Genomic DNA, 325 nt, shown 5'->3' on the forward strand with positions numbered 1-325 from the left:
GCTCCGGCAGGGCGGTCAGACCCGCCTCGGGAACGGGCGGTGCGAACCGGACGGGCACGCGGCCCTCGGAAGCCGTCCGCCGCTTCACAGCACCACCTCCCGCAGTCGTCGCCGCACCGGCTTGGAGAGACCTTGAGCGCTTTCAAGCCTTCCATGCGCATATAGGCTCTTGTATGGAGTTATACGGAGGTTTACGGTCCGATGCTTCTCGGGCACCTCCGCGCCGGACTGCTTGACCACGCCAACCTCGGGGTACCCGCGTTCCATGCTCACCACCTCTGCGACGTTCACCACCCCCGCGCCCCACGGCCGGGTGAGTCCGGGC

1 protein-coding gene is annotated in these 325 nt (G+C 68.0%); it reads right to left on the reverse strand.

The annotated features are described in order from the left end of the window. Positions 1-84: 84 nt before the first annotated feature. On the reverse strand, positions 85-325 hold a 241-nt coding region (locus BFF77_RS36400; protein ID WP_211280364.1), incomplete at its 5' end, for a hypothetical protein.

The sequence above is a fragment of the Streptomyces lushanensis genome (genome assembly GCF_001700515.1).
Classification (GTDB): domain Bacteria; phylum Actinomycetota; class Actinomycetes; order Streptomycetales; family Streptomycetaceae; genus Streptomyces; species Streptomyces lushanensis.